Source organism: Streptomyces hilarionis (genome assembly GCF_024539675.1).
Classification (GTDB): Bacteria; Actinomycetota; Actinomycetes; order Streptomycetales; family Streptomycetaceae; genus Streptomyces; species Streptomyces hilarionis.
In genome coordinates, this window is record NZ_JAHHIT010000004.1 from 44,674 (window position 1) to 66,378 (window position 21,705).

Genomic DNA, 21,705 nt, shown 5'->3' on the forward strand with positions numbered 1-21,705 from the left:
CCGATGGGAGGTTGCCGTGGAGGGTGGGGATCTGGAACTGGGCGAATTGCTGGCCGCTGCGGAAGCGGCCCCGCCCGGTGAATCCGTGAACGTGGTGGCGCACGATCTGCAGAAGCGGTTCGGCGCCGAACGCGTCTCGTTCCTGTTCGCCGATCTCGTCGGCCGGCGGCTGGTACGCCTGGCCGCGTCCGGCGACGACATCGCCGACGACACCGCGCCGATCGACTTGCAGGGCAGCGTCTACGACGACGTCCTGCGCAGCCAGCGCCAGCACGTGGAAGCCGACGGGCAGGGCGGGCAGTGCGTCATCACGCCCGTCACCAACCGCGGTGACTGCATCGGCGTGCTGGAGGTGACCCTCCAGGCCGTGCACGACACCGTGCTGCGCCAGGTCCGCGACGCGGCCCACGCGCTGGCGTACATCATCGTCACCGACCGCCGTTTCACCGACCTGTACCACCTGAACCGCCGCACCACCGACACCAGTCTGGCCGCGGAGATCCAGCACCAGTTGCTGCCGTCGGCCCCCTGCTGCGAGGCGGACGAGTTCACGCTCGCCGCCGGGCTCATCCCGGCCGACGATATCGGCGGCGACACCTACGACTACACGCTCGACCGCGACACGCTGCACCTGTCCATCACGGACGCCATGGGCCACGACACGAACTCGGCGCTGCTGGCCACCCTGCTGGTCGGCGCGCTGCGACGGGCCCGCCGCAGCGGCTGCGACGCGCTCAAGCAGGCCGAGCACGCCCACCAGGCCCTGCTGACCCACAGCAGGGGCCTGGCCACCGGGCAGTTGCTCTGCGTCGATCTCGACACCGGCCTGTGCGAACTGGTCAACGCCGGTCACCCCTGGCCGATGCGCGTGCGCGACGGGGCCGTCGAGGAGGTCAGACTCGCCGTGAACCTGCCGTTCGGCGTGGCGGCGCCCACCTCGTTCCTCGTCCAGGAGCTGCAACTGCTCCCCGGCGACCGCCTGATCCTGCTCACCGACGGCATGCAGGAGCGCGGCGCGGTGGCCGCCGACCTGGCCGCGGTCGCCCGAGACACCCGCACGCTGCACCCGCGCGAAGCCGTCCAGAGTCTGACCGCCGCCGTGATCGAGGCCTGCCACGGCAGTCTCAGGGACGACGCCACGGTCGTGATACTGGACTGGCACGGCAACCGACGCCGGCCGGCCGGCAGAAGACCGGACCCGCGACCCTGACCGCGAGCGCTGCGGACCGGCCGGGCCCGGAGCGCTCCGTCACTCGCGCAGGGCCTGCTCGACCGTGGGGCGGCAGGGGATGAGCGTGTCGATGCCGACCAGATGCAGCACCCGGGCCACCGGAGCCTGCGCGCCGGCGACGCGCAGCCACCCCTGGGCGTCGCTCGCCCGCCGGTGGGCGGCGACCAGGACGTTGATCCCGCTGGAGTCCATGAAGGTCACACCGCTGAGATCGGCCACCAGCCGGGGCGGGGCGGGGCCGTCCTCGCACGTCAGCGCCCGGTCGAGCACGTCCGTCACGTCATGGTCGATCTCGCCGCGCACCCGCACGACGCGGACGCCGTCGACCACTTCGGGCCGGACGGAGAGCCGCTGCGGCCGGTCCATTTGCTGGTTGTCGGTCACTGTCTCCTCGACTGCGCTTAGGCTGGCCCCCGGAAAACGGGCGTGCGCGGAATTCTGCCCCGATGCCACGGCGGCATGCACCCGGGGGGCTGCGCTGAGAACACCCCTGGCATGAACGACGCCGTTGCGGGTACCGGCGCACGTGAACGGGGGAGTGAGGGCTAACGCGTGGAATCCCATGCCGACGATGACGGCTGTAGCAGTCCGGACGAGTACCTGATGCGGGCCGGCTACGCACTGGGGGCGGACGACGGCTGCATCGCCGACGCCCGCCACCACGCCGTTGCCTTCCTGGACCGGGCCCACGCGGAACACGGCGTCCCCCTGTCGGCCCGCGCGAGGGACCTCACCCAGCTGGTGGTCAGCGAACTGGTCACCAACGCCCGCAAGTACGCCCCCGGACCCGTCCTGATGGAACTGCGCGTCACCGCGGGCATCGTGGACGTCGTCGTCTGGGACAGCGATCCCACCGTTCCCGCGGCCCGGCCCGCCAACCCCGGACGCATCGGCCAGCACGGCCTGGAGATCGTCAAGGCCGTCACGGAGGGCCTCTTCGTGGAACAGGAGGCGGTCGGCAAACGCATCACGGCCCGCATCGCCCTGGCCGAGACCCCCGGCAGCGGCGCGCCCACGGCCCGCACCCTCACCTGAGCCCTGTCCCGCGAGATCCGCGGGACCCCCGCGATCCGAGGGTGTCCGTGTCCCCGAGGGTCCCGATGACGGGCGGTCACCCGGACGTGTAAGGCAGCCGCGCCCCGCTCAGTCCCTGGCCACGCGGATCACGGTCCGGCCCGGGACCCGCCTGCCGGGAGCGAAGGCGGCGACCGCCTCGGCCAGCGGCAGCACCTCGCCGACCCGCACGGAGAGCCTTCCCTCGCGCACCCGCCGGGCGAGGTCCGCGAGGCGCACGCGGTCGGGTTCCACGACGAAGAAGACCGCTCGCCCGTTCTCGGGCCGCACGGTCGGGGGATGGGCGATGGTGACGAGGGCGCCGCCCGCGCGCACGAGCGCGGCGGAGCGGTCGAGGACGTCGCCGCCGATCACGTCGAACACCACGTCCACCGGGCCGGCGTCGCGCAGCCACTCGGTCTCGAGGTCGAGGAACGCCTGCGCGCCGAGCCCGAGGACGGTCTGCCGGTCGGCGGAGCGGCCCGTGCCGATCACGCGGGCTCCCGCCTCGCGCGCCAGCTGGACCGCGAGCGAACCGACGGCGCCGGCGGCGCCGTGGACCAGGACGCTCTGCCCGGCGGTCAGCCCCGCGTGGTCGAACAGACCCTGCCAGGCGGTGAGTCCGGAGATCGGCAGCGCGGCCGCCGTCACATGGTCGACGTCGGCGGGCAGCGGGGCGAGATTGCGGGCCTCTACGGCGACGTACTCGGCCAGCGAGCCGTCGCGGGCCCAGTCGGTGAACCCGAACACGTGCTGGCCGACCGACAGGCCGGTCGTGCCGTACCCGAGGTCCGTCACGACGCCCGAGACCTCGTGGCCCGGCACGCTCGGCGTCCGGTCCCGGCCCGCGCGATCGGACCAGGTCGCGGGCCAGTCGAGCTCTCCGCGCGTGAATCCGGCGGCGTGCACCCGCACGATGACGTCGTTCTCGGCGGCATGGGGACGGGGCAGGTCCGTGACCTTCAGCCCCCTGTCGGTCGCGTCGCGGTCGGTGACGATGACGGCTTTCACCCTTGGTTCCTCTCTGATGGAGCGTGCAGGTCTGATGGTGTGCGGCGGAAGGCGTGCCCAGGACGGTGCGTGGCCCGTGGGGCTCGCCGGCGGGCGCGGCCCGGAGCGACCGGGTGCGGTGCGGGCGCGCGGGTCGGGGGCGCCCGCCGCCGGCCCCGGTTCACGTCGGCCAGGGCGCGCCGGTGATGCGGTCGACCATCGACGTGCGGCGGAAACCCGGCACGAAGTGCTCCAGCACGTCCGCGTTGACGGTGCTGTAGACGGTGTCCGGACGGTCCTTCAGGCCCTCGACGAACACCCGGGGGAACTCCTTCTTGAACGCGCCGCGGGGATGCGCGGCGACGATCTCCTGCACCCGGCCGCCGTCCAGGGCGTCCAGGCCCCAGCCCACCGCGTCGGTGAGGACGCCGTAGTGCGTGGCCGCCGTCTCCGGGCCCATCCGGCCGGGGATCCCGGGCGTCGTGTGCAGGGCGACGGCCGTCCAGACCGCCTCGGCGGCGGCGGGCGCGAACCCGTGGGCGAGCAGGAACGCCCGCGCGTGGTCGGCGCCGTCCAGCTCGAAGCGCTGGCGGCCGGCGGAGAACGGGGTCAGGAGTCCCGAGTCGTGGAACATCGCGGCAAGGTAGAGCAGCTCAGGATCGGGCTCGAGCCCCAGCGCGTGCGCGTGGAGAGCGCCGAAGAAGAACACCCGCCGCGAATGATGGAAGAGGAGCGGGCCGGTCGACTCCCTCAGGAAACGCGTCGCCTCCGCCACTGCCGCCGTTTCGGGTACTTCCACTTCTGCGATGATGTCGGCCATGATGTCCGCGCCTTCCGGTCCGGTGCCACGAACGGACGGTGCGTCCGCCTTCCCCACACTGCCGGTCGCCCGACCGCGGCCGCCGCACGAGGACGGCCATGAACCACTCGAATCCGGACTCCTGAGGGACGGACCGTGAACGTCGCCCCCCACCGCGTCGTGATCCTCGTCTACGACGGCGTCAAGCTGCTGGACGTCGCAGGACCCGCGGAGGTGTTCGCGGAGGCGAACCGGCTGGGCGCCGACTACCGCATCGCCCTGCTGTCGACGACCGGTGCCGACGTCGCCTCGTCGACCGGCATCCGGGTCGCCGTCGACGGCGACCCCGCCTCCGAGCCTGCCCCCGACACGTTCGTGATGCCAGGCGGGGACATCTATCCGAGAACGCCGGTGACCGGCGCTCTGACCGAGGCGGCGGGGGACCTCGCGAGGCGCTCGGGCCGCGTGGCGTCCGTGTGCACCGGCGCGTTCGTCCTCGGGGCCGCCGGACTCCTGGACGGCAAGCGCGCCACCACCCACTGGAAGGTCGCGCCGGAACTGGCCGCCCGCCATCCGAGGACACGCGTCGAAGCGGACGCCATCTACGTACGCGACGGCGACACGTACACCTCGGCGGGCGTCAGCGCCGGCATCGACCTGGCGCTGGCCCTCGTCGAGGAGGACCACGGCCCCGACGTGAGCCGGGAGGTGGCGCGCGCCCTCGTGGTCTACCTCCAGCGGGCCGGCGGCCAGTCGCAGTGCTCCGCCCCGCTCCAGGGGCCGCCGCCCCGGTCCCCGGTCCTGCGCACAGTGGTCGACCTCGTGACGGGAGACCCCGCCGGGAACCACTCCCTCGGCGACCTCGCCGCGCGTCTGCACCTCAGTCCCCGCCACCTGACCCGGCTGTTCCGCGAGGAACTGGCGACGACGCCCGCCCGCTACGTCGAGTCGATCCGGTTCGACATCGCGAAGGCCCTCCTGGACCAGGGGCACACCGCGACCAGGGCGGCGGAACTGGCGGGGTTCCCGAGCTACGAGAGCCTGCGGCGCGTCTTCGCCCGCGAACTCTCCCTCACCCCCGCCGCCTACCGACACCGCTTCGGCACGGCCCACCGCACGTAGGCTCGCCGTCGCGGACCCCGCTGAACTGCACGGAACTGAACGGCGCGCGGGTGCGACTCGTAAGGAGGAGGCGGGGCGGAGCGATCGGGGGGCCAGGCCGGTGGTGAGCGTGCGCGGACGTGGGCGGAGGCCTTGCGCGGGCGTGACACCGTCTGCCGGCATGAGTGCCTCGCCGGCGGTGCGCAGTCTGCGCGCGGGGGTGTTCGCCGTTCTCTGCGTGCTGCTGGCGGCGGGCGGACACGCGCTGGCCACCGGTGCGGCGCCCTCGGCGTGGGTGCAGATCGTCGCGGCGGTGCCGGTCTTCGCGGGTGCTTGCCTGCTGGGCGGCCGGGAGCGGTCCCCCGTCGGCATCGGCGCGAGCACACTGGCCTCGCAGGGCGCGCTGCATGTCGCCTTCCACGCCGCCCGGCCGCACTCGGCCACGGTCGTGCACGGGATGCGGATGTTCCCTTCCGCCGCACACCACCTCGGCCGCCACACGCCGGCCTCACCCGCAGTGACCTCGCACGCGCCGGCTGCGCACGCCCTGGCCGCGCATGCCGTGACGCCCCACGCGACCGTCGCCCACCTTCTCGCCGCCCTGGCGCTGACCTGGTGGCTGTGGCGCGGCGAGGCCGCGCTGTGGTCGCTGCTGCGGTGGGCGGTCGCCCTCGTGCCGGGACTCGCCGCTTGGTGGCGCCTGGTGCGGAGCTTCCGCGGCGGTGGGGGGACGCCCGGCCGGGTGCGCTTCCCGGCCGACGGGGCGCGACCGCCGCGCCCGGCGCGGCTGCGGCACGCCGTGCACCGGCGGGGACCGCCGACGGGGACGTCGTACGCGCTCTGATCACCGGACGCTCGTCGTCCCTCGTCCCAGTCCCTCGCTTTCCCGTACGGAGACCCCTCAGTCATGTCCACGACTCGCCCCACCACGCTGCGCCGCGCCGGCGCCGTCGTCGCTCTCGCCGCCGCCTCGGTCCTCACCACCGCCGGCGCGGCCTTCGCGCACGTCACCGTGCACCCCGAGGCCTACGCCAAGGGAGCCACGGACGGCCTCCTGACCTTCCGCGTCCCGAACGAGGAGAACGCGGCCGCCACCACGAAGGTGCAGATCTTCCTGCCGACCGACCACCCCGTCCTCGGCGTGCTCGTCGCGCCGCGCGACGGCTGGACCGCCAAGGTCACGAACACGAAGCTCAAGACGCCGGTCAAGACCGACGACGGCACCATCACGGACGCCGTCTCCGAGATCACCTGGACCGGCGGGAAGATCGAGGCCGGGCAGTTCGAGGACTTCGACGTGGCCTTCGGCCGACTGCCCGACAACGCCGGTCAACTCGCCTTCAAGACCTTGCAGACCTACTCCGACGGCAAGACCGTCCGCTGGATCGAGGAGGCGGAGTCCGGCGGCGACGAGCCCGAGAACCCGGCCCCGGTGCTCAAACTCACGGCCGAGGGGGCGGAGGGGGCGACCGCGGGACAGGCGCAGGACGGCAGTGCCGCCCCGGCCGCCTCGGGGGCCGCGAAGAGCTCCGGCGGCTCCACGGCCACCGCGTCCGCCGACGACTCGACCGCCCGCGGACTCGGTGTCGCCGGCCTGGTCGTGGGCGTGCTGGGACTGGCGGCCGCGGCCTTCGCCGTCGTCCGCGGCCGTTCCGCCGGGTCCCGGCCGGAGTAGCCCCCGCAGGCCGTCCGGTCGAACGGCCCGACGGCCGTCCGCTCCGCCGCCGGGTGTCCGACGGCGGAGCCGGCCTCGGCTCGCGTCGCTCCGCGGGCCGGCACGGCGGCGGGGTGCCGTCGCCCGGTCACGCCCGCCCGCAGTCCTGTGACCTGTATCACTCTCCTCGACGTGAGTGGCGGCACCGGGTTCTGCGCGTACCCACCCGTGAAGGGCGGGGGCCGGATGCGAGGATGAGGCGGTCATGACGGCTGGGTGGGGTGCGCGCACGGTGCGGGCCGCGGTGTTCGCGGCCGTCTGCGTGCTGCTCGCCGCCCTGGGCCACGCGCTGATGGCAGGGTCCGCCGTGCCGTGGTGGACCGTGTCCGCGGGCTTCGCCGCCACGGCCGCCGTCGGGTGGGCCCTGGCCGATCGTGAGCGCGGGCTCACGACGGTGGTGTCGGTCGTGGTGGTCGCCCAGGGGGCGCTCCACTCGGCCTTCTCCTGGGCCCTGCAAGCGGCGCCGGGAGCCGGCGCGGCCCCCTCGGCGTCCGGCACGAACCACCTGCACGGCATGCATCACCAGCACGGCAGGCGCCCCACGGACGTCATGGACGGCATGGTCATGGACGGTATGGACGGCATGTCCATGGAGTCGATGGCCGACGGGCATCTCGGCAGCACGGCCCACGGCGACGGCATGTCGTCGCTGGGCATGCTTGCCGCCCACACCGCGGCCGCCCTGCTCACCGGCCTGTGGCTGGCGTACGGCGAGCGCGCGGCGTTCCGTCTCCTGCGGACCGTCGCCGCCCGACTGGCCGCGCCGCTGCGGCTCCCCCTCGCCGTCCTGCCCGTGCCGGCGCGCCGGCCCAGGGTGCGTCCGACGCGTGAACGCGCCGAGCGGCTCCCACGGCTGACGCTCACGCACACGATCATCTCCCGGGGGCCTCCGGCCGCGACCGCTGTCATCTGAGACAGCCGGTTCCCCCGAGGCCGTCGCGCCGACGCCGTGACGTCGGCTCCGACGCCTCGGGTGCGGGCGTGCCCGAGGCGCGCCCCCTTCCACTCCTCCCGTCCCGGAACCCTCCGCAGCGGCGCGTCGCCCTGTCGCGCGCATGCCCGCACGCCCGCCCGGTGTCCACCGCACCCACCGCCCGCACGTCCGCCTGTCCGCGCGCCTGCCGACGGGCTGCGCGGACCGCGTGCCCGGCGGGTCGGCGGCGTCCGCTCACCCGTATGTCGCGCCGCGCGCGGGGCCGGTCCCGGACCACCCGAGAAGGACATCAGGTGATCACTCCTGTCCTGCCCCCGCCGTCGCAGACGCGCGGGACGACGTCCGCCACAGCGGACTGCGCCGCTGCCGCTGCGACGACGTCGGCCGCCGATCCGGCGACCCTCTGGGCCCTCGCCGCCCGCACCGGTGACGTCGACGCCGTCGAACGCTTCGTGCGCGCCCTGCGTCCGGACGTCGTCCGCCACATCACCTATCTCTGCGGCGACCGCCAGCTGGCCGACGACCTCGCCCAGGACACCTTCCTGCGGGCGCTCGGCAGCCTGCACCGGTTCGAGGGGCGCTCGTCGGCCCGCACCTGGCTGCTGTCGATCGCGCGCCGCACGGTCGTCGACAGCCTTCGGCGCGCCGCCGCCCGGCCGCGGTCGGCAGACGTGGACGACTGGACGGTCTGGGCCGAGCGCGCCCAGCCCGGAGGTCTGCCCGGATTCGACGACGGCGTCGCCCTGCTCGATCTTCTGAACGCGCTGCCGGCCGAGCGGCGAGAGGCGTTCGTCCTCACCCAGCTGAGGGGGCTGCCCTACGAGGAGGCCGCCGCGGCGAGCGGCTGCCCGGTCGGCACGATCCGCTCACGGGTGGCGCGGGCGCGCGCGACCCTCGTCGTGCTGCTCGACGAGGCCGAGGGGCTCGGCTCCCGGGGCGCCGCTGCCTGACGCGACGGGGAGCGCCGGCGTCCACCCGAGCGGGGACGCCGGCGCTCGTCGGCGATCACCACCGTGCCCGTCACGCACGGCCCGGTTCACGGCCCGGCCCACGGCCTCGTCCTGCCCGTCGACCTCCCGCGGCGGGCGGTGTCGGTGATCTGTCAGGGCTGTCGGCGGAGTATCGGCGGGCTGTCGGCGAGGCCTGGGACCTTTCGGGAGATCCCGCCGGTGTCCGTCCGGCGGACCTGCGAACCGTGAGGAACCACGATGACCACTGACGTCACCATCATCGGCGCCGGACTCGGAGGGCTGATCCTCGCCCGTGTCCTGCACCTCCACGGCATCCCGGCCACCGTCCACGAGGCGGAGACCGCGCCGACGGCTCGTGCGCAGGGCGGCATGCTCGACATCCACGACCACAACGGCCGGGCGGCGCTGCGGGCGGCGGGTCTGACGGCCGAGTTCCGGCGGCTCATCCTGCCCGGCCGCCAGGCCCTGCGCCTGCTCGACCGCGACGGGACCGTCCTGTTCGAGGAGCCCGACGACGGCGCCGGGGGCCGCCCCGAGGTGCAGCGCGGCGAGCTGCGGCGGATGCTGCTGGACTCCCTCCCGGCCGGCGCCGTCCGCTGGGGCCGCAAGGCGACCGGCGTGCGTTCCCTCGGCGAGGGACGGCACGAGGTGACCTTCGCCGACGGCTCCACCGTGGCCACCGGTCTGCTGGTCGGCGCGGACGGCGCGTGGTCGCGCGTCCGCCCGCTGCTCTCCGACGCCGCCCCCCGCTACTTCGGCCGGTCGTTCGTGGAGACCTACCTGTACCACTGCGACACCCGGCACCCGGCCGCCGCGAAGGCGGTCGGCGGCGGATCGATGCTCGCGCTCGCCCCCGGCAAGGGGATCCAGGCCCACCGCGAGAGCGGCGCGACCCTGCACACTTATGTGGCGCTCACCGAGACGCAGGACTGGTTCGCCGCCGTCGACTTCACCGACCCCGCCGCCGCGATCGCCCGGATCGCCGGAGAGTTCGAGGGCTGGGCGCCGGAGCTCACCGCGCTGATCACCGACAGCGACACCGCTCCCGTCCTGCGCCCCCTCAACACGCTGCCCGTCGGACACCGCTGGGACCGGGTGCCCGGGGTCACCCTGGTGGGGGACGCCGCCCACCTCTCGGCCCCCGACGGCGAGGGCGCCAACCTGGCCATGCTCGACGGGGCCGAACTCGGCGAGGCCCTCGCCGCGCACCCCGACGACGTCGAGGCGGCGCTCACCGCCTACGAGCACGCCATGTTCGACCGCAGCGCCGAGACCGCCGTCGACGGCGCCTGCCTGCACGCGCTCATGTTCGGCGACGACACCCCGCACGGCCTGATCGCCGCGTTCAGGGGGTAGGCCGGGCGCGCGTGATGCGCGCGGTCGCCGGTGCGGCGGGACGCACCGGCCGGTGACCTGGAGCGTTCCGGCGTCACGGCGCGTTCCTTGACCATTTCATGAGCCGTTCGGGCAGCCGCCGCGTGCATGGGAGACGCGTGGCGGGCAAGGTGCGAGAGGTGACACGCGTAGGAATCGTTCTCGTGATGTGGATCGCCGCCCTCGCGGCGGTGGCGGCGGCGGTCGGGATCTCGCTCTTCTGGCTGTTCGCCGCCGTCCCGCTGCTCCTGCTGGGGCTCCTGGGGGCCTGGGACCTGTTGCAGCGCCGCCACTCGGTGCTGCGGAACTATCCCGTCCTCGGCCATGCCCGCTACCTCATGGAGCGGATCCGCCCCGAGCTCCAGCAGTACTTCATCGAGCGCAACTACGACGGGCGCCCCTTCGACCGGGACGTGCGCAGCATCGTCTACGAGCGGGCCAAGGGCACCGCCGCCGAGGAGCCCTACGGCACCGAACGCGACGTCTACCTGCCCGGTTACGAGTTCCTGGTGCCGTCGATGGCGCCCCGCGAGGCGCCCCGGACGCCCCCGCGCGTGCACATCGGCGGCCCCGACTGCACGCGCCCCTACGACATGGCGCTGCTCAACGTGTCGGCCATGAGCTTCGGCTCGCTGTCCGCCAACGCGATCCTCGCGCTCAACGGCGGCGCCGCGGCCGGCGGCTTCGCCCACGACACCGGAGAGGGCGGCCTGTCGGAGTACCACCTGCGTCCCGGCGGCGACATCGTCTGGGAGATCGGCACCGGCTACTTCGGCTGCCGGACCCGGGACGGTGACTTCGACCCCTCCGAGTTCGCCGACAAGGCCGCGCACGACCACGTCAAATGCGTGTCCCTGAAGCTGTCGCAGGGAGCCAAACCGGGCATCGGAGGAGTCCTGCCCGGGGCCAAGGTCAATGCCGAGATCGCCAAGGTCCGGGACGTCCCCCAGGGGCAGACCGTCGTCTCGCCGCCCTACCACCGGGTCTTCTCCACCCCGCGCGAACTCGTCCGCTTCATCGCCCGCATGCGGGAGCTGGCCGACGGCAAGCCGACCGGGTTCAAGCTCTGCGTGGGATCCCGCCGGCAGTTCCTGGCCGTGTGCAAGGCCATGCTGGAGGAGGGCGTCACCCCCGACTTCGTCATCGTGGACGGCGCCGAGGGCGGCACCGGCGCCGCGCCGCTGGAGTTCGCCGACCACGTCGGCACCCCGCTCACCGAAGGCCTGCTCACGGTGCACAACGCGCTGGTTGGCACCGGCCTGCGGGACGTCGTCAAGGTCGGTGCGAGCGGCAAGATCGCCACCGGCACCGACCTCGTCAAGCGCATGGTCCAGGGCGCCGACTACGGCAACGCCGCACGGGCGATGATGTTCGCCGTCGGCTGCATCCAGGCCCAGCGCTGCCACACGAACACCTGCCCCACCGGCGTCACGACCCAGGACCCGCGCCGGGCCCGCGCCCTCGACGTCCGCGACAAGACGCCCCGCGTGCAGCGTTTCCAGGAGGCGACCGTGGCGAGCGCCCTACAGATCATGGCCTCCATGGGCGTCACCGATCCGGCCCAGCTGCGTCCGCACATGCTCCGACGACGCATCGACCCCTACACCGAGCGCTCCTACGCGGAGCTGTACGAGTGGCTCGAGCCGGGGCAGCTGCTCGCGGAGCCCCCTCTGTCCTGGGCGGCCGACTGGAAGGCCGCCGACCCCGACCGGTTCACCGTCTGAACCGGGTCGACCGGGTAGACCGCACGACTGCCCGACGACTGCCTGACGACCGCCCGAACCTTCCGACCGCCCGAACCGCCGGAACCGTCTGAACTGGAGTCCCAAGTGGCCCGTACCGTAGCCCGTGTCATCGTGGACGCGCTGAGCGAACTCGGCGTGCGCCAGGTCTTCGGCGTCGTGGGAGACGCGCTCAACCCCGTGACGGACGCCATCCGCACCACCGAGGGCCTGGAATGGGTGGGCTGCCGACACGAGGAGGCGGCGGCGTTCGCCGCGAGCGCCCAGTCCCAGCTCGGCGACGCGCTCGGTGTCTGCATGGGCACCGTCGGCCCCGGTTCCGTCCACCTGCTCAACGGCCTCTACGACGCGGCGAAGAGCCGTACGCCGGTGCTGGCGATCGCCGGGCAGGTGCCGCTCGCCGAGCTCGGCAGCGACTACTTCCAGGAGGTCGACAACGACGCCCTCTTCAGTGACGTGGCCGTCTTCCGCGCCACCGTCACCTCGCCGGACCAGCTGCCACAGCTGCTGGAGACGGCGGTGCGCAACGCCCTGGGCCGCAAGGGGGTCGCCGTCCTGACCGTGCCGGGGGACCTCGGGGAACAGGAGCTCACCGCCGACCGTCCGACGCGGTTCTCCCTGAACCCGCCCCTCAGCCGCCCCGACGAGCAGGCCGTGGGCCGGGCCGTGGAGCTGCTCGACCGCGCCGAGCGGGTCACCCTGCTGGTCGGACAGGGCGCGCGCGGCGCGCGCGCCGACGTGCTGGCGCTCGCCGACCGGCTCGCCGCGCCGATGGTGCTCACCCTGAAGGCCAAGGCCGGTTTCGAGGGCGACGCCAACCCCTTCCAGGTCGGCCAGACGGGCCTGATCGGCAACCCGGCGGCCGCCTCGGCCCTCCAGGACGCGGACACGCTCCTGCTCCTCGGCACCGACTTCCCCTACCGGGACTGGTATCCCGAGGGCCGGACCGTCATCCAGGTGGACACCGAGGCCGCGCACATCGGACGCCGGGTGCCCGTCGAGGTCGGGCTCGTGGGCGACACCGGCGCCACCGTGCGCGACCTTCTGGCCCGGCTCGACGCCGCGCCCGCCGGGACCGAGGGCGCACGCGACCGCTCGCACCTGGAGAAGGCCCGCGAACGCTTCGACAAGTGGCGCGCCGGACAGGCCCGGCTGGCCGACCCGGAGCACGACAAGGGCCTGGTGGGGCGCGTCCGCTCCGCCCTGGACAACCGTCATCACGACATCCGCCCGGAGGCGCTGGCCGCCCTGGTGGACCGGATCGCCGACGACGACGCCGTCTTCACCTCCGACACGGGCATGGCCACGGTGTGGCTCTCCCGCTTCGTCGAGATGCGCGGCGAGCGGCGGCTGATCGGCTCCTACAACCTCGGCTCCATGGCCAACGCCATGCCCCAGGCCCTGGGCGCCCAGTGCCTGGACCGCGACCGGCAGGTCGTGGCGTTCTGCGGCGACGGCGGGCTCAGCATGCTCCTCGGCGACCTCATGACGCTCAGGACGCACCGCCTGCCCGTCAAGCTCGTCGTCTTCGACAACCGTCGGCTCGGCATGGTGAAGCTGGAGCAGGAACAGGCCGGCCTCCCCGAGTTCGGCACGGTGCTGGACAACCCCGACTTCGCCGCCGTCGCCGAGGCCATGGGCATCACCGGCATCCGCGTGACCGACCCGGCCGACCTGGAGAGCGCCGTGCGCCGCGCCTTCGACACGCCCGGCCCCGTGCTGCTGGACGTGCTCACCAACCCCGACGAGATCGCCGTCCCGGCCAAGCCGACCGTCGAGCAGGGCTGGGGCTTCGCCCTGGCCAAGGTGAAGGAGGTCGTCCGCAGCCAGGGGGACGCCGGCGACGACTGAGCGGGGGCCGGACCCGGCCCTGGAACGGCGCGGAAACAGGCCCAGGGAGCCGCACCTTCCGGGGCTCCCGAAAATCGGTCGGAAAATCACAGGCATGCACCCCGGAACCCGGGGTAAACGCGTCCTTGCCGGAGCAGGGACCGGCACGAACAACGCTGAGCGACAGGGAGGGGCACATCATGTTGACGACGACCGCGACGGCTGCTGGGCGAACGATGGAGGTTCCGGAGATCGCGGACCCGTCCAAGGTGGCGCCGAAGGACGCGCGGGAGTTGTCGAAGGTGTTCTTCGACCAGCTCACGGTGCTCGAGGAAGGCACCCCCGAGTACCAGTACGCCCGCAACACGCTGATCGAGATGAACATGTCCCTGGTCCGCTACGCGGCCGGCCGTTTCCGCAGCCGCGGACCGGAGGAGATGGAGGACATCGTCCAGGTCGGCATGATCGGGCTGATCAAGGCGATCGACCGGTTCGAGCTCACCCGCGAGGTCGAGTTCACCTCCTTCGCCGTGCCGTACATCGTGGGCGAGATCAAGCGTTTCTTCCGTGACACCTCCTGGGCCGTGCACGTGCCGCGCCGGCTCCAGGAAGCGCGCGTCCAGCTGGCCCGCGCCAACGAGGAACTGCGCAGCCGACTGGGCCGGACGCCGACCACGCGGGAGCTCTCCGAGCTGATGAGCCTGCCGGAGGAGGAGGTCGTCGACGCGCAGCTCGCCTCCAACGGCTACCGGTCCGCCTCCCTGGACGCGGCGATCAGCGGCAACGAGGACGGCGAGGCCGCGCTCGCGGACTTCATCGGCGACGAGGACGCCGCCCTCGGCCTGGTCGAGGACTTCCACGCCCTCGCGCCCATGATCGCCGAGCTGGACGAGCGGGACCGTCAGATCATCCACTGGCGCTTCGTCGAGGAGCTGACCCAGAAGGAGATCGGCGAGCGTCTGGGCGTCTCCCAGATGCACGTCTCCCGTCTGATCACCCGCATGCTGACCCGTCTGCGGGAAGGGATGCTCACCACCCAGTGACGGACCCCGCGTCGCCGCTCTTCCCGGACACGGCGACCGCTGGTCACGCGGTGAACGGCCCCCGCGGGCACACGGAGCGATCCGTGTGCCCGCGGGGGCCGTCGTGTCCGTCGTGTCCGTCGTGCGCGTCGTGCGCGTCGTGCGCGTCGGGTCGCCGCTTCCGGGCGGGAGCGTCTGGGAACAACTCCCTTGCCCGGAATGCCCGTTCATTTGCTTCTACAGTGATGTAGATTTCAAGGGTGGGTCGTGGCGGCCCGCACCTGTCGCATCGACGAAGGAGTTCACCGTGGGAGTTTCCCTGTCCAAGGGCGGCAACGTCTCGCTCAACAAGGAGGCGCCGGGCCTGACGGCGGTCCTCGTCGGCCTCGGCTGGGACGTGCGCACCACGACGGGCACCGACTACGACCTCGACGCCTCGGCCCTGCTGCTGGACGCGTCGGGCAAGGTGTTGTCCGACCGCCATTTCGTCTTCTACAACAACCTGACCAGCCCCGACGGTTCGGTCGAGCACACCGGCGACAACCTGACCGGCGAGGGTGAGGGCGACGACGAGTCGGTCAAGGTGAACCTGGCGGCCGTGCCCGCCGAGGTCGACCGGATCGTCTTCCCGGTCTCCATCCACGACGCCGAGAGCCGCGGTCAGAGCTTCGGCCAGGTGCGCAACGCCTTCATCCGGGTCGTCAACCAGGCGGGCGGGGCCGAGATCGCCCGCTACGACCTGTCCGAGGACGCCTCGACGGAGACGGCCATGGTCTTCGGCGAGCTCTACCGCAACGGCGCCGAGTGGAAGTTCCGTGCCGTCGGCCAGGGCTACGCCTCGGGACTCGCGGGCATCGCCGCGGACTTCGGCGTCAACGTCTGACCCGGGGGCCGGCCGGACCCGCCCCCGGCCCGGCGCCCGCACGCGGGGCGAGGGACGAGCCCCGGCCGCCCGAACCGGGACGGTGACGGCGCCGCCGATGGCGCCCGCCGGGACACGGGGTCGTCGGGACGGCGTCGCCCTCGGGCGTCGCCGTCCCGACGACATGGGAGAGCGGCGGGGTCAGCGCCTGGTCGTGGGCGGGGTCAGCTCTTGGTGTAGATGAAGCCGATCTTGTCGACCTCGTCGGCGGTGCGGCCGTGGAAGCCGGCGATCTGCCATCCGGGAGGCGCGGTGCGGGTCACGCAGTCGGAGGTGGCGGTGCCGCCCGCCAGGACCCGCCCGAGGCTGGTGGTGAACTTCGCGTAGAAGATCCTGGTCAGGCCGTCCTTCTGCCCCTGGCAGAGCTGGGCGGACGCGAGGCGCTCCCCGCTGCCGAGGGTCAGGGTGGCCGCCGTTCCGCCGGTTCCGCCGTGGCTGAGGACCTGGCCGTCGCCGAGGGTCAGGCTCATCTGGTCGACGCGGGAGCCGGAGCGCAGGCCGACGACGGTGGGGCGGGCCGTGGCCGGCACCTTGTCCATGTCGGTGAAGTAGTCGCCGTGGGGGCCGCCGAACTGGTCGCTGAGCTGGTAGGCGGGGTTGCGGGTCCAGGTGAACGCGGCGGTGACGGGGTCGTGGTCGGAGAGCATGAGGCCGGTGTCGGTGAGGAACGCGGCGTGCTCGTTGCCGTAGTCGGTGGCCTGGAGGGTGAGGAGTCTGCTGCCGCGGTAGAGGATCTTGTCGACGACTTCGCAGGTGTCGGGGACGGTGGGGCCGCTCTGGTCGCAGACGAGGGCGTCGGTGCCCTTGGCGGGCGGGGTGCCGCCGCGTTCGAGCTGGACCCAGGCGTCGGTGAGGCCGTTGGCGGCGGCGAACTCGGCGATGGTGTCGCCGCTGCGGGTGTAGCGGGTGTTGGTGTCGCCCATGACGACGACGGCGTTGCCGGCGGAGTGGGTCTTGATGAAGGCGGTGAGCTGGTTGAGGTTGTCGGCGCGGGAGGCGAGGTCGCCGGGGTTGGTGCCGGCGTTGGTGTGCAGGTTGTAGAAGTCGGCGTAGACGCCTTCGGCGAGGCGGTGGCGGGCGAAGGTGAAGCCCTTGGGGGTGAGGCAGTCGCCGGAGTCGAGCTGGCAGGAGTTCCAGCGGACGCGTTCGAAGTCGTCGGTGTCGTAGGGGAGGGTGGACAGGGTGTTGAGTCCGCTGCCGATGCCGGCGCCGCCGCTGGTGGGGGTGCGGTAGGGGTGCGCGGTGTCGCCGGCGTAGAGGTAGGAGTGGTAGTTGAAGTCCTCCTCGACGTGCACGACGTCGTAGGGGGCGATGCGCCGGCCGATCGCCGTGGTGCTGGTGTCACGCGGCGTCGACGCGCTCGACAGCGCCGACGGGAGGCCCGCCACGTTGTAGGTGAGGGTGCTGAAGGACCCGGAGGCCGGGTCCGCCGCGGAGGCGGGAGACGCGGTCGCGACGAACCCGCCGCAGGCGACGGCCGCTGCCGCGAGACAGGTGAGAAGACGGCGCATGAAGGGGAGCTCCTGGGAAGTGGGGGAGGGCCAGCGGGAACTTACCGCCGGTAACCCGCTCCTGTCGCCGGCTGCGGCGAGGGAGATCAAAATTTGACCGTGCGCTCCGATCCGCCGGACCGGCGGTGGATTGCCGCCCGGTGTCGAGGCGGTGAATCTCTCGAACGGCGCCCGGAACGGGGCGTGTTGGACCCCGATGGGCCGCCGGGTCTCGCGGTGGGCTCCGGGTGTTCGATCGCGGCGCTTCCGGCTGAGCCCGCGCGCCACGCCCGCATCGGCCAGCAGATGGAATATCTGACGAGTCAGGTATTGTTGGTCGGGTGAACCGCCCGCATCCGGCGGACGCCACACCTTCTCTGCCGAGGTGCTCGATGAAGTTGATCTATGTGTTCGACGCCTACTGCGGCTGGTCGCACGGCTTCTCCCCGACACTGCGCGAGGTGGCCTCGCGCCACCCGGAGCTCGACGTCGACGTGGTCTCCGGAGGCCTGTTCACCGGATCCCGCCGGGTTCCTGTCCGCGAGTTCGGATACGTGCAGGGCGCGAACGCCCAGATCGCCGAGCTCACCGGCGTCGAGTTCGGCGAGGCGTACGGGCGGCTCATAGCCGACGGCTCGTTCGTCATGGACTCGCAGGCGGCCGCCCGCGGTGTCGCCGCCCTGCGCCGGGCCGCCCCCGCGCGGGGGGTGGAACTGGCGACGGCGCTTCAGCACGCCTTCTACGTCGACGGCCTCAGCCTCTCCGACCGGGCCACCTACCGGAAGGTCGCCGAGCAGGCCGGTCTGGACGCCGACGAGGTCGTCGCGTCCTTCGAAGCAGCCGACGCGCAGGGCGCGGCCGAAGGCGACTTCGCACGCGCCCGCGCGCTGGGCGTCGACGCCTTCCCGACGCTTCTCGCCGCCGACGGTGCGGCCACGACCGTGCTGGCGCGCGGCCGGGCCGGCGCCGACGACGTGGAGCGGCGCCTCGCGGCGTTCGCCGCCACCCGCTCCTGACCCCCGCCGCACCTCCGCATCCCTCCCCGAAGGAGTCACCATGAGCACGCTCGACTTCAAGATCCTCGATCTGGACTTCCCGGCCGGCAGCAGGAACAAGACGGCCACCCTCGTCACCGGCGAGCACGAGGCGTTGCTGGTCGACGCGGCCTTCACCCGCGCCGACGGCCACCGGCTGGCCGCCGAGATCCTCGACTCCGGCAAGACCCTCACCACCGTGTTCGTGTCGCACGCCGACCCCGACTTCTACTTCGGCGCCGAAGTGATCGCCGACGCCTTCCCGCAGGCGGAGTTCGTCGCCACCCCGCTCGTCATCGAGCACATCCAGCAGTCCTACGAGGGCAAGCTCAAGGCGTGGGCGGCCCTCGGCGCGAATCTGCCCACCCGTCTGGTCGACCTCGCCCCGCTGACCGGCGACCTGACGCTGGAGGGCCACACCTTCCAGCTCAAGGGCGGGCCCGCCGCGCTGCCCGACCGGCACTACCTGTGGCAGGCCGAGCACCGCGCGCTGCTCGGCGGCGTGCTGCTGTTCCAGCAGGAGCACGTCTGGGTCGCCGACACACCCGCCCCCGCCGACCGGGCCGCCTGGATCGGCCTGCTCGACGAGATGGCCGCCCTCGACCCGGCGCTGGTCGTACCCGGCCACCGCCTGCCGGACACGGCCGCCGACGCCTCCGCCATCACCGCCACCCGCGCCTACCTGGTCGCCTTCGAGGAGGAACTGGGCAAGGCTGCCGACGGCGCTGCGCTCACCGAGGCCCTCGTGGCCCGCTACCCGGACCACGGCATGCTGATCGCCGCGCAGATCGGCGCGAAGGTCGCCAAGGGCGAGATGAAGTGGGGCTGACGATGAGCGACTTCGCGCAGTCCACCGCCCCCGCCGACGTCGTGCGCCGTCAGTACCTGGCCTCCGCGGCGGGCGATCTGGAAGCCCTGCGTGCCACTCTCGCCCCGGACGTGGAGTGGACCGAGATGGCCGGCTTCCCCCTCGCCGGCACGTACCGCACGCCCGAGGGCGTCACCGCCCATGTGATGGAGCGGCTCGGCAGGGACTGGGAGGGCTGGACCGCCCACGACGACGCCTACGTCGTGGACGGCGAGAACGTCGTCGTCCTGGCCCGCTACACCGCGGCGAACAAGGCCACCGGTAAGCCGGTCGACGTCCGTGTCGCCCACCACTTCGTCGTCCGCGGCGGACTCATCGTCCGCTTCGAACAGTTCGTGGACACCGCTCTCGTCCGCGACGCGATGACCGCCTGATCGCCTCCCGTCGCGCAACCCCCCCCGCATCACCACTCGGCTCAGCCCGTATGCCGCGTCGCCCCCTGGGGGCCGGCGCGGCATACGGCCTTGCGGGCGGCCGGGTGGCCGGGTGGCTTCCCCCAACTCCGGTTCGGCCGAAGTCCGTTGAGCGCGGAGCGCCGCCTCTCCGGATCCGCGGAAGCCGAGGGTGTGCTCTGGCGGAGATGGCGGTCGCCGCCACCGAGCTGGCGCCGGCCCTGGGCCGCGGCGAGGACGTCCCCCGGGTCGGGGTGGAGACCGCCACCACCCTCACCGTCCGCGTGAGCACGGCCCCGCCGAAGGGCTGACCGGCCCGGCTCGCGTGAGCGGACCGGGGAGGAGCCCCGGGCGACGGGAACGCCGTGGCCGCCCGGGGCGAGGGGCCGTCAGCCGACCGTGCCGGTCACCGAGCCCCCGGACCTGGTCACGCGGTACGTCACGGTGGCCCCGCTCCAGTAGTGGAAGACGAGCGTGGCCTGCGCACCCTCACGCAGCGAGTTGACGAACTTCGAGGTCAGAAGGGTCGTGTTGGCGGCGTAGTCGGGGGAGAAGGCCTCGTTGAACTCCTGGTAGGGCGTCCAGTCGGTGGGACCCGCGTTGCCGCCGTCGGCGTACGTCGCCTCCATGGTGGCCAACTGGTCGCCGCGGAACTGGGTGGGCACGGTCATGCCGTCGGCGTCGCCGGTCGCGTTCGACAGGACCGGCCGGTCGTACGTGGTCACATGGATCCTCCACGGCAGGCCGCGGGAGAACCGCGCCTCCACCGTCGCGTTGATCCCGTACGCGCGATTGCCCGCCAGCCGGGTGAGGGCCGACGCCGTGAGCGTGAGCCGGTCGCCGGAGACGGTGTAGTCCCGGCCCGCGACGAGCTTGCCGCCGCCCTGCCAAAGCCCCCGGAAGGAACCGCCGTTCGGGTTCAGCGTGAGGGTCGTGGCCGTGATCGCACCCGACTTCGCGAGGAAGACCCGGTCCGAGGACGCGGTTCCCGAGCGGGTGGTCCAGCTCGACCTGATCTGGTCGATCAGCGCGGGGTCGCGCCATTGCAGCGTGCCGCGGTTCAGGAAGTTGAAGGCGTCCCACAGGGCCGTGGTCACCCCGGCGGCGCGGGCCTCGTAGCCGAACTGCTCGAAGTACTTGAGTCCTTCGCCGAGTTCGACGCGCGCGGGATGGTTGTGGTCGGGGTACGACAGGAGGCCGTACTCGCCCAGATAGACGGGGATCCCCCGGGAGGTCAGGGTGGTGCGGATCCGGCTGAAGGTGTCGGTCATGTCCTTCTGCGCGGTGGCGTCGAAGCGCGTGCCGCCGGCGATGTTCACACTGAACGGGTACCAGCCGTAGAAGTGCACGGTGGCCACCAGCCGGGAGTCGTTCAGCGAGGTCATCTCGCCGACCAGGGCGTCGAGGAACTCCTGACCGGCGTTGGTGTGCAGGCTCGGCAGCACGAGCAGACGGGTGGCGTTGTTCCCGCCGGACTGGCGCACGACCGTGTGGAAGGCGGTGTTGAGCTCGTTGTTGTACTGGTTGCCCTGGGCGTCGGTGGTGCCCGTGAACTGCGGCTCGTTGTTGCTCTCGAAGAGCAGCGCCTGCGGGGAGTCCCTGAACGCGGCGGCGATCTGGGTCCAGGTGGCCCTGAAGCGGGCCAGGACGTTGTCGTGGTCGGAGGCCATGGCGGCGATCCACTGCCAGGAGTCGTGGTGGACGTTGATCACGACGTACAGGCCGTCGGCGAGTGCCCAGTCGACCACCTGCCGCACGCGGTTCATCCAGGCCGCGTCGATCGTGTAGGGGGCGGTGGCGGACTGGTGGCCGCTCCAGGTGACGGGGATGCGCACACTGCGGAACCCCTGGGCCTTGACGGTGTCGAAGAGGGCCTTGGTCGCGGGCGGGTTGCCCCAGGACGTCTCGTCGGGAATGGCGTCCAGGGTGTTGCCGAGGTTCCAGCTGGGCTGCATCGCCGCCACCGTGTCCCTGGGGGCGGCGAGCGGGGAGAGCCGTGCTGCCGCGGACGCGTCGTCGTGACGCGGCACGGCCAGGGCGGTGGTGCCGGTCAGCCCGATCGCGGCGACGAGCGCCAGGAGGAGGCCGAGCACCCGGCCGGGGCCACGGCTGTGGCGGCCGGGCGTGTGGTGCGTTCCCTTCATCTTCGGACCCTTCTCTGGTGGCCGAGCGGGGATTCCGCCCGTGGGGGGATGGAGCGACAGGTGGTCGAGGGGGGAAGCGTCTCCGGGCAGCGGT

General features: G+C 72.8%; 21 protein-coding genes. 16 read left to right on the top strand and 5 right to left on the bottom strand.

Going from position 1 to position 21,705, the window contains the following annotated elements:
* Positions 1-16 precede the first annotated feature (16 nt).
* Positions 17-1,210, top strand: a complete 1,194-nt coding sequence (locus KMS84_RS01865; RefSeq protein ID WP_256914212.1) for a PP2C family protein-serine/threonine phosphatase — start codon at positions 17-19, stop codon at positions 1,208-1,210.
* 39 nt (positions 1,211-1,249) lie between these two features.
* On the opposite strand, the gene KMS84_RS01870 is transcribed toward KMS84_RS01865, so the two are convergent.
* Entirely contained in the window at positions 1,250-1,615 is a 366-nt protein-coding gene (locus KMS84_RS01870; RefSeq protein WP_256914213.1) for an STAS domain-containing protein, read from the bottom strand.
* A gap of 168 nt (positions 1,616-1,783) precedes the next feature.
* Here KMS84_RS01870 and KMS84_RS01875 point away from each other — a divergent pair, with 168 nt between their 5' ends.
* Positions 1,784-2,266: an ATP-binding protein gene (locus KMS84_RS01875; RefSeq protein WP_256914214.1), complete on the top strand. Its 483-nt coding sequence runs from the start codon at positions 1,784-1,786 to the stop codon at positions 2,264-2,266.
* A gap of 108 nt (positions 2,267-2,374) precedes the next feature.
* Here KMS84_RS01875 and KMS84_RS01880 read toward each other — a convergent pair whose 3' ends face one another.
* Together KMS84_RS01880 and KMS84_RS01885 are read right to left on the bottom strand one after the other, a co-directional pair.
* Positions 2,375-3,295, bottom strand: a complete 921-nt coding sequence (locus tag KMS84_RS01880; RefSeq protein ID WP_256914215.1) for an NADP-dependent oxidoreductase — start codon at positions 3,293-3,295, stop codon at positions 2,375-2,377.
* 160 nt (positions 3,296-3,455) lie between these two features.
* Positions 3,456-4,094 (bottom strand): HD domain-containing protein, encoded by a 639-nt coding sequence (locus KMS84_RS01885; RefSeq protein WP_256914216.1) that lies wholly within the window; start codon positions 4,092-4,094, stop codon positions 3,456-3,458.
* A 135-nt stretch (positions 4,095-4,229) separates the two neighbouring features.
* Between KMS84_RS01885 and KMS84_RS01890 the strand changes: the two genes are divergently transcribed.
* From KMS84_RS01890 to KMS84_RS01935, 10 genes are all read left to right on the top strand, one after another.
* The gene (locus KMS84_RS01890) at positions 4,230-5,195 is read left to right on the top strand and encodes a GlxA family transcriptional regulator (protein ID WP_256914217.1); all 966 of its coding nucleotides are present in this window, start codon (positions 4,230-4,232) and stop codon (positions 5,193-5,195) included.
* 160 nt (positions 5,196-5,355) lie between these two features.
* Entirely contained in the window at positions 5,356-6,018 is a 663-nt protein-coding gene (locus tag KMS84_RS01895) for a hypothetical protein (RefSeq protein WP_256914218.1), read from the top strand.
* A 63-nt stretch (positions 6,019-6,081) separates the two neighbouring features.
* The gene (locus KMS84_RS01900) at positions 6,082-6,849 is read left to right on the top strand and encodes a YcnI family copper-binding membrane protein (RefSeq protein WP_256914219.1); all 768 of its coding nucleotides are present in this window, start codon (positions 6,082-6,084) and stop codon (positions 6,847-6,849) included.
* A 244-nt stretch (positions 6,850-7,093) separates the two neighbouring features.
* Positions 7,094-7,801, top strand: coding sequence for a hypothetical protein (locus KMS84_RS01905; protein WP_256914220.1), 708 nt, complete (start codon positions 7,094-7,096; stop codon positions 7,799-7,801).
* A gap of 314 nt (positions 7,802-8,115) precedes the next feature.
* Positions 8,116-8,772 carry a sigma-70 family RNA polymerase sigma factor gene (locus KMS84_RS01910; protein ID WP_256914221.1) on the top strand — a complete coding sequence of 219 codons (657 nt, stop codon included), beginning with the start codon at positions 8,116-8,118 and terminating at the stop codon, positions 8,770-8,772.
* Between the two features lie 258 nt (positions 8,773-9,030).
* Positions 9,031-10,149: an FAD-dependent oxidoreductase gene (locus KMS84_RS01915; protein ID WP_256914222.1), complete on the top strand. Its 1,119-nt coding sequence runs from the start codon at positions 9,031-9,033 to the stop codon at positions 10,147-10,149.
* A 185-nt stretch (positions 10,150-10,334) separates the two neighbouring features.
* Positions 10,335-11,891, top strand: a complete 1,557-nt coding sequence (locus tag KMS84_RS01920; RefSeq protein ID WP_256914297.1) for an FMN-binding glutamate synthase family protein — start codon at positions 10,335-10,337, stop codon at positions 11,889-11,891.
* A 105-nt stretch (positions 11,892-11,996) separates the two neighbouring features.
* Positions 11,997-13,760: a thiamine pyrophosphate-dependent enzyme gene (locus tag KMS84_RS01925; RefSeq protein WP_256914223.1), complete on the top strand. Its 1,764-nt coding sequence runs from the start codon at positions 11,997-11,999 to the stop codon at positions 13,758-13,760.
* Positions 13,761-13,939: 179 nt separating this feature from the next.
* Positions 13,940-14,782, top strand: a complete 843-nt coding sequence (locus KMS84_RS01930) for an RNA polymerase sigma factor SigF (protein ID WP_256914224.1) — start codon at positions 13,940-13,942, stop codon at positions 14,780-14,782.
* 286 nt (positions 14,783-15,068) lie between these two features.
* On the top strand, positions 15,069-15,644 hold the full coding sequence (locus KMS84_RS01935) for a TerD family protein (protein ID WP_256914225.1): 576 nt from the start codon (positions 15,069-15,071) through the stop codon (positions 15,642-15,644).
* A 203-nt stretch (positions 15,645-15,847) separates the two neighbouring features.
* Here the strand turns inward: KMS84_RS01935 and KMS84_RS01940 are convergent, their stop codons facing one another.
* Positions 15,848-17,194 (bottom strand): jacalin-like lectin, encoded by a 1,347-nt coding sequence (locus KMS84_RS01940; RefSeq protein ID WP_256914226.1) that lies wholly within the window; start codon positions 17,192-17,194, stop codon positions 15,848-15,850.
* Between the two features lie 371 nt (positions 17,195-17,565).
* Here KMS84_RS01940 and KMS84_RS01945 point away from each other — a divergent pair, with 371 nt between their 5' ends.
* The 4 genes from KMS84_RS01945 to KMS84_RS01960 all read left to right on the top strand — a co-directional run bounded on the left by KMS84_RS01945 (position 17,566) and on the right by KMS84_RS01960 (position 19,778).
* Positions 17,566-18,189, top strand: a complete 624-nt coding sequence (locus KMS84_RS01945; protein ID WP_256914227.1) for a DsbA family protein — start codon at positions 17,566-17,568, stop codon at positions 18,187-18,189.
* 40 nt (positions 18,190-18,229) lie between these two features.
* A complete protein-coding gene (locus KMS84_RS01950) occupies positions 18,230-19,036 on the top strand; it encodes an MBL fold metallo-hydrolase (protein WP_256914228.1) in 807 nt (268 codons plus the stop codon).
* A 2-nt stretch (positions 19,037-19,038) separates the two neighbouring features.
* The gene (locus KMS84_RS01955) at positions 19,039-19,449 is read left to right on the top strand and encodes a nuclear transport factor 2 family protein (protein ID WP_256914229.1); all 411 of its coding nucleotides are present in this window, start codon (positions 19,039-19,041) and stop codon (positions 19,447-19,449) included.
* A 206-nt stretch (positions 19,450-19,655) separates the two neighbouring features.
* A complete protein-coding gene (locus tag KMS84_RS01960) occupies positions 19,656-19,778 on the top strand; it encodes a hypothetical protein (protein ID WP_256914230.1) in 123 nt (40 codons plus the stop codon).
* Between the two features lie 78 nt (positions 19,779-19,856).
* Here the strand turns inward: KMS84_RS01960 and KMS84_RS01965 are convergent, their stop codons facing one another.
* On the bottom strand, positions 19,857-21,611 hold the full coding sequence (locus tag KMS84_RS01965; protein WP_256914231.1) for a cellulase family glycosylhydrolase: 1,755 nt from the start codon (positions 21,609-21,611) through the stop codon (positions 19,857-19,859).
* Positions 21,612-21,705 lie beyond the last annotated feature (94 nt).